The organism is Streptomyces sp. NPDC046862, assembly GCF_040704615.1.
GTDB lineage: Bacteria > Actinomycetota > Actinomycetes > Streptomycetales > Streptomycetaceae > Streptomyces.
Window position 1 is genome coordinate 23,797 of sequence record NZ_JBEYXP010000089.1, and the last position, 6,000, is coordinate 29,796.

Annotated in this window: 7 protein-coding genes and 2 pseudogenes; 7 read left to right on the forward strand and 2 right to left on the reverse strand. The window is 69.0% G+C overall.

Going from position 1 to position 6,000, the window contains the following annotated elements; genetic code table 11:
• Window positions 1–47: 47 nt before the first annotated feature.
• The 6 genes and pseudogenes from AB0959_RS50335 to AB0959_RS50360 all read left to right on the forward strand — a co-directional run.
• Entirely contained in the window at window positions 48–1,289 is a 1,242-nt protein-coding gene (locus AB0959_RS50335; RefSeq protein ID WP_366833731.1) for an IS701 family transposase, read from the forward strand.
• A gap of 80 nt (window positions 1,290–1,369) precedes the next feature.
• Window positions 1,370–1,903, forward strand: a complete 534-nt coding sequence (locus tag AB0959_RS50340) for a hypothetical protein (protein ID WP_366833724.1) — start codon at window positions 1,370–1,372, stop codon at window positions 1,901–1,903.
• Window positions 1,904–1,999: 96 nt separating this feature from the next.
• Window positions 2,000–2,407, forward strand: coding sequence for a transposase (locus AB0959_RS50345; RefSeq protein ID WP_366833725.1), 408 nt, complete (start codon window positions 2,000–2,002; stop codon window positions 2,405–2,407).
• A pseudogene (locus tag AB0959_RS50350) lies at window positions 2,404–2,716 on the forward strand (hypothetical protein); the annotation flags it as partial. The gene AB0959_RS50345 and the pseudogene AB0959_RS50350, both read left to right, overlap by 4 nt.
• A 112-nt stretch (window positions 2,717–2,828) precedes the next feature.
• Entirely contained in the window at window positions 2,829–2,975 is a 147-nt protein-coding gene (locus AB0959_RS50355) for a hypothetical protein (RefSeq protein WP_366833732.1), read from the forward strand.
• Window positions 2,976–3,046: 71 nt separating this feature from the next.
• Window positions 3,047–3,199: pseudogene (locus AB0959_RS50360) on the forward strand (hydrolase); the annotation flags it as partial.
• Between the two features lie 72 nt (window positions 3,200–3,271).
• Here the strand turns inward: AB0959_RS50360 and AB0959_RS50365 are convergent.
• On the reverse strand, window positions 3,272–3,547 hold the full coding sequence (locus AB0959_RS50365; RefSeq protein WP_366833726.1) for a hypothetical protein: 276 nt from the start codon (window positions 3,545–3,547) through the stop codon (window positions 3,272–3,274).
• 254 nt (window positions 3,548–3,801) lie between these two features.
• Window positions 3,802–4,845 carry a saccharopine dehydrogenase NADP-binding domain-containing protein gene (locus AB0959_RS50370; protein ID WP_366833727.1) on the reverse strand — a complete coding sequence of 348 codons (1,044 nt, stop codon included), beginning with the start codon at window positions 4,843–4,845 and terminating at the stop codon, window positions 3,802–3,804.
• A gap of 128 nt (window positions 4,846–4,973) precedes the next feature.
• Between AB0959_RS50370 and AB0959_RS50375 the strand changes: the two genes are divergently transcribed.
• Window positions 4,974–5,909 carry a helix-turn-helix domain-containing protein gene (locus tag AB0959_RS50375; RefSeq protein ID WP_366833728.1) on the forward strand — a complete coding sequence of 312 codons (936 nt, stop codon included), beginning with the start codon at window positions 4,974–4,976 and terminating at the stop codon, window positions 5,907–5,909.
• Window positions 5,910–6,000: the final 91 nt, after the last annotated feature.

Here is a 6,000-nt window from a genome sequence, read left to right on the forward strand (position 1 = left end):
GGCACAGCGTAGTGCCTGCCCGGTGGCGGGCGATGTTCGACCAGCTGATGGGCCGCGTGGCGGGCCGGTTTGCTCGGGTCGAACCCCGACGTCGCGCAACCGCGTTGGTGCTCGGACTGCTGTCAGACCTGCCGAGGAAGAACTGCTGGACGCTGGCCGAGCATGCAGGCGACGCGACTCCGGACGGCATGCAGCACCTGCTGCATCGTGCGAAGTGGGACGCCGACGCTGTCCGCAATGACGTGCGCGCCTACGTCGTCGAGCATCTCGCCGACGACCAGGCGGTGCTCGTGGTCGACGAGACGGGCGATCTGAAGAAGGGCATGGCGACCGTCGGCGTCCAGCGCCAGTACACCGGCACCGCCGGCCGCATCGAGAACGCCCAGGTCGCCGTCTATCTCGTGTATTCCGCCGCCCGCGGACACGCCTCCATCGACCGAGCCCTGTACGTGCCACGCTCTTGGACCGAGGACCCGGACCGCTGCCGGAGCGCGGGCATCCCGGACGATCTGGCCTTCGCCACCAAGCCCCAGCTCGCCGCCCGCATGGTCGAGCGGGCGCTGGACGCGGGAACCCCCGCACGCTGGGTCGCGGGCGACGAGGTCTACGGCGACAACCCCCACCTGCGGATCACCCTTGAACGCCGCCGGACCGGCTACGTCCTGGCCATCTCCAGCACCCACACGATCACCACGCGCGCTGGGAAGTTCCAGGCGAAGACCCTGGCCGCGCGGATCCCGAAGCGGGCCTGGCAGCGACTGTCAGCTGGAGCGGGCGCGAAGGGCGAACGGTACTACGACTGGGCACAGGTCGATATCCACGACCCCTCCGGTCGGCCCGACCACTGGTGCCTGCTGGTCCGCCGCAACCGTCGCACCGGCGAACTCGCCTTCTACCGCTGCTTCTCACCCGGGCTGGCGGCACTGTCGGAACTGGTGCGGGTGGCCGGACGGCGCTGGACGATCGAGGAGACATTCCAGGCCGGCAAGGGCCTGACCGGCCTGGACGAGCACCAGGTTCGCCGCTGGACCTCCTGGCACCGCTGGGTCACCCTCGCGATGCTCGCCCACGCCTTCCTCGCCGTCACCGCAGCCACCGAACGGCGCGACCAGCCCGCCCTCGACGGCCTGATCCCCTTGACCGGCAACGAGATCCAGCGCCTGTTCGCGGCCCTGATCAGCCCGGTCCACCACGTCGCACACCGCCTGCGCTGGTCACACTGGCGACGCCGACACCAAGCCCGCGCCCGAGCCTGCCACTACCGACGGCAAGCAACTGCCCAGCCGTAGAGGCTGGTGTCCCCTGACCGGTGGCGATATCGAGATGTCGCGAGGTCGGTGCCGATGCATACTTCCTCACCGTGGAAACCATGACAGGCGAGCTGCGGCGCCTTCGATCCGGACCGGGAGCCGAGGATGACGACCAGCCCCGGCCGTTTCTCGTGCGCTGCCGGTTCACCGCCGAGGATCCGGCCCAGGTAATAGCCAATGCGCGTGCGGTACTCATGTGCGTGGTCGCGCAGATGGCTGAGTGGCCGGCGGATGAGCTTTGGCCGCAGCTGCTGCCGAACTGGTTCATCCAGCGGTGCGCACCCGAGACTCCGGAACCGGAGCACGGCGAGCCTTTCGACATCGAGGCGTGGCTGCGTCAATGGCGGGCCATGACCCCAGAGGAGAGAGCGGCCGTCGATCAGGGACCGTGGACGCTCTCGGGTTGGCTGTACTACTTCGACCCGACCGAGGAAGGAATGGGAGACGACCGCAGCTGGTGGTGGTGGCACGCAGGAACCGACGTGTCGGGCGGCTGGGTGCAGGTGGCCACCACGGGCTGGCCCTTCGGTAGCGGTTCGCTGTCCTGGCTGATTGAGGCCAGTGGGGGTGCGGATCTCGTCTACGGGCCATGACCAGCGACTCGCCGTGATCGCGAACTACGGCTGGAGTACTAGTAGTGCTTTGTTAGGTGTCTTGTCTGGTCGGTGGTCTGGTGCTTCCCTGCGGATATGAGGGCGGATGAACTGGCCGCGTGTCGTGCCCGGTTGGAGGAGTTCGCCGGGGAGGTGTTCACGCCTCTGGCGCGTGCGGATCAGCGGGTGAAGGGCGGGCTGTATCTGCGCGGCCTGCTGCTGGACGGGCGCCGGAAGTCGATGCAGCCGATGGCCGGTCGTCTCGGGGTGGATCACCAGCAACTGCAGCAGTTCATGACGACCTCGACCTGGCAGGTGGAAGCGGTCCGGGCACGGCTGGCCCGCCGGGCGGTGGCAGTGGTGCGCCCGCAGGTATGGGTGGTCGACGACACCGGCCACGCCCCCCGGCCCGGTCGGCAAGCGCCTGCACTCCAACGCCGACCGGCTGTGCGCGACGGCCGATACCCACGACGCCACCGCTCCCCCGCCGAGGCCCGCACATGAACGATCAGCACCAGGACGAGCGCACCCGCATCCGCGAGGCCATGGACCGGCTCCTGGCCGGACAGGCCACCGCTTCCAACGGCAGCCGACCTGAACGAGTTCTACGAGCGTGCCCGCACCGAAACCCGACAGGTCCCGGAATCCGCGAGACGTCTGCGGGAGACCGTCACCAAGCTCAGGGAGACCGTCCCCAATCAGAAGGCTGAGATCAAGGAGCTTCGTCAACTGGCCACCAGGCTTACGTTGGCCAGCGCCGTTCTGACCGACGAAGGCGAGGACCCGGCACCAATCGCGGACAACATCGTTCCATTCCGTCCGCGACAACCTGAAGCCCACAGGTCCCCTCCTGTATCTCATTTCCCGTTTCCTTGCATAAACTGGATTCGCGCCATTTACCCAGAGCACGACAAGGGGGCGCGCGATGAACCAGCCGCGGGAGGGCGCCATCGAGAAGCCGCCCCAGCTGGTGCGCACCCTCTCGGCCGGATTCGGGATCGTGTCTCGGGTGGCCGCCCCGCTGTTCTTCGTGCTCGCCCTCGCAACCTCGCCGTGGCGGGCCTCTTGGTGATGTACGGCCCGTGGGGGCCGCAGCTGAACCTGGTGGCCGAAGTCGGCGTTTTTGCCGTCCTGTTCGTGCTGGTCGGAGTGGCGCCCGGCGAAGCGCTCATGGTGGGAGACGAGCCTGTTGCGGACGTCGGCGCTGCCGAGCTGGGGTGCCAGGTCCACCTGGTCGATCCCTTGCCCGTGGACCGGCGTCCCGGCGCACTGGTCGAGGTGCTCCAACTCCTTTGACATGGCCAGACCGACGCGCCTTTCGGCGCGATGTTGAGGGCCCGGCGACCGAAGGTCGTCGGGCCCTGGCGATCAGTGAGGGTCAGTCGTGGTCGGTCGCGTAGTAGGTGCGGAGAACCGGTCCCGGGACGAGGTCGCTGATGGTGATGTTGTCGATCCAGCGGTGCGGGATCTGGCCGTCGCGGCAGATGCCGTCGGGCCGGTGCTGATCGCGAAGACGAAGGTGCGGGTGGCCGAGTCGTCGGTGTCGATGGTGTCGAGGAAGCCGGTGATCTCGGCGTCCGAGTAGCCAAAGCCCTTCGCGAGGATGCGGTGCAGGCCGTCCACGTCTTCCTCCCGCGTGAGCATCCGGCTCCCGAGCAGGCCGAACCTTGAGCACACGCAGGCTGTCCACCACGGGATGGCTCCAGCCCGACACACCGCACAAGACCGCCCGAAAGGTGGGGAAGCAACCCGAGCAGTGGCTTTGTTCACGAGTTTGAGCAGCGTTTGTTCAGGACTTCGGGCAGCACCCGTGCAGGTGAGGGAATCGAACGAGGACGCCGACACCCATGTCGTCACGGCTCGCTGAGGGCGCGCGCCCGACGGACGGATGGCTCGGTTCAGGCGTTCTGCTTCTGCGGGTGCAGGTCGAGTGTGATGTGCGGCTCGAGCGCGTTCAGGAAGTCGGGAGCGTCGAAGATCTCGCCGGCCGAGACGACGCCGATGGTCTTGGTGCGGCCGGTCAGGACGCGCTCGAGGGCCTCGGTGACGAGGGGCGCGGTGACGGCGTAGATGTCCTGGCCGCTGGCCGTGGCCCGGCGTTCGGCTCCGCCGGAGCGGACGACGACGTCGACGAGGAAGGTCTGGTTCGAGCGCCCGCTCTCGTCGTCGGCGGTCGGGGCCGGCGCGTGGGGGGCGGCGACGTCTCGGGCCGCCTCGGCGGTCATGTAGGTGGTCACATCGGGGATGGAGAGGTGCTGGGGGACGGTGACGACGTCCGCCATCGTGAACTCCCCGATCACCGGCCGGGAACCCATCGGTTCCGGGAAGGTCCACGCCAGGGTGGGCGCGGCGTCGGTGCGGTGCTCCCACTGTCCGCCGCTGTAGCGCAGGCGGTGGCCGCCGCGTCGCTCGCGGGAGACCGCACCCGAGAGCCGGGTACCGGCGGTGGGGTGCCAATTACTGAGCGCGTAGGCGATGTGTGCCTCGTCGGCTTCGGTCCAGTCGCCCATCGCAGCGGTGGCCAGCAGGTCGCCGAGGCCGCCGAAGAAGGCCATGGCCGGAACGATCACCGCTCCCGCGTCCCGGGCTCGCTCACGGTAGTGGGCGAAGGTGTCGAGATTGGCCTCGAGCTCGGCGGCCACGTCCAGGTAGGGGATCTTCGCGCGGAGCGCGGCCTCGATCACCGGGCCGACGGTCGAGGCGAAGGGGCCGGCGCAGTTGATGACCGCCGCCGTTCCCGCCAGGGCCCGGTCCAGCGAGGCCGGGTCGTCGACCGACGCCACCCGGGCCTCCAGCCCGTGCTCGTGGGCCAGCTCCTCCAAGGTCTGCGCGTTGCGCCCGGACAGCACCGGGACGAACCCACGCGCGGCCAGCTCCGCGACCACGAACCGCCCGGTGTGACCGTAGGCGCCGAACACCGTAACCAGCTGACCTGACCCCATGAGACCGCTCCCGTGTATTGCAACGCCCGCTGCGAGGTCGATCCGCCGCGGCCTGACATCCCCATCCTGTCCCTCCGTCAACGCCCCGCACGAGCGTCGGAAACGACATGCCGCGTACAGTTTCGGACATGCCCGCTGTTGCGTTGGCCGTCACTGACGGCATGCTCCACTACGAACTGTCCGTGGCCGTCGAGGTCTTCGGATCCGACCTGACCCATATCGTGGACCCCTGGTACGACTTCTCCCTCTGCGGGAACGGCCCCGTGCACATCGGCCGTTTCCGCCTGGAACCCGACCACGGACTCGACCACCTCGCCCAGGCGGACACAGTGATCGTCCCCGGCTGGGCCGACACCGACCTCGACCCGCCCACCGAGCTGGTCGAGGCGGTGCGTGCGGCCCACGCGGCCGGTGCCCGCGTGGCCTCACTGTGCACGGGGGCCTTCGTCCTGGGCGCAGCAGGGCTGCTCGACGGCAGGTGTGCCACCACGCACTGGTCTCACACGCGGGAACTGGCCCGGCGCCATCCGTCAGCCGCCGTCGATCCGGACGTCCTCTACGTCGACAACGGCGACGTCCTCACCTCCGCGGGCAAGGCCGCCGCCATGGACCTGTGCCTGCACCTGGTCCGCCTCGACCACGGCTCGGCCAACGCCAACAAGATCGCCCGACGCCTGGTCATCCCACCCCACCGGGATGGCGGCCAGGCCCAGTTCATCGCCACGCCCCTCCCCGCCCTGGGCAACCACCCCCTGGGTGAGCTCTTCCCCTGGGCGCTGGAGCGGCTGGACCAGCCGCTGACCGTGGAGGACCTGGCCCGCCGGGCCCGCATGAGCTCACGCCACCTCGGCCGCCTCTTCAAGCACCTCACCGGCACCACGCCACTGCAATGGCTCCACACCCAGCGCATTCGCCACGCCCAGGAACTGCTGGAGACCACCGACGCCACCGTGGACACCATCGCCGCGGCCACCGGCATGGGCACCGCCACCACCCTGCGCCGCCACTTCCACCGCAGCGTCGGTGTCCCACCCGACACCTACCGCCGCACCTTCCGTCCCTAAGAGAGCATCTGATCAGTGTTCACGCCGATGCGAGTGGGATGTCCGTTTCGATTCGCCACGTTGGTGCGGATTCCCCGGTCAGCTCGCGGGA

Coding starts and splice junctions, on each gene's coding strand:
- AB0959_RS50335 (WP_366833731.1), top strand. CDS start 48: ATGGGCCGCGTGGCGGGCCGGTTTGCTCGGGTCGAACCCCGACGTCGC.
- AB0959_RS50340 (WP_366833724.1), top strand. CDS start 1,370: ATGACAGGCGAGCTGCGGCGCCTTCGATCCGGACCGGGAGCCGAGGAT.
- AB0959_RS50345 (WP_366833725.1), top strand. CDS start 2,000: ATGAGGGCGGATGAACTGGCCGCGTGTCGTGCCCGGTTGGAGGAGTTC.
- AB0959_RS50355 (WP_366833732.1), top strand. CDS start 2,829: ATGAACCAGCCGCGGGAGGGCGCCATCGAGAAGCCGCCCCAGCTGGTG.
- AB0959_RS50365 (WP_366833726.1), bottom strand. CDS start 3,547: ATGCTCACGCGGGAGGAAGACGTGGACGGCCTGCACCGCATCCTCGCG.
- AB0959_RS50370 (WP_366833727.1), bottom strand. CDS start 4,845: ATGGGGTCAGGTCAGCTGGTTACGGTGTTCGGCGCCTACGGTCACACC.
- AB0959_RS50375 (WP_366833728.1), top strand. CDS start 4,974: ATGCCCGCTGTTGCGTTGGCCGTCACTGACGGCATGCTCCACTACGAA.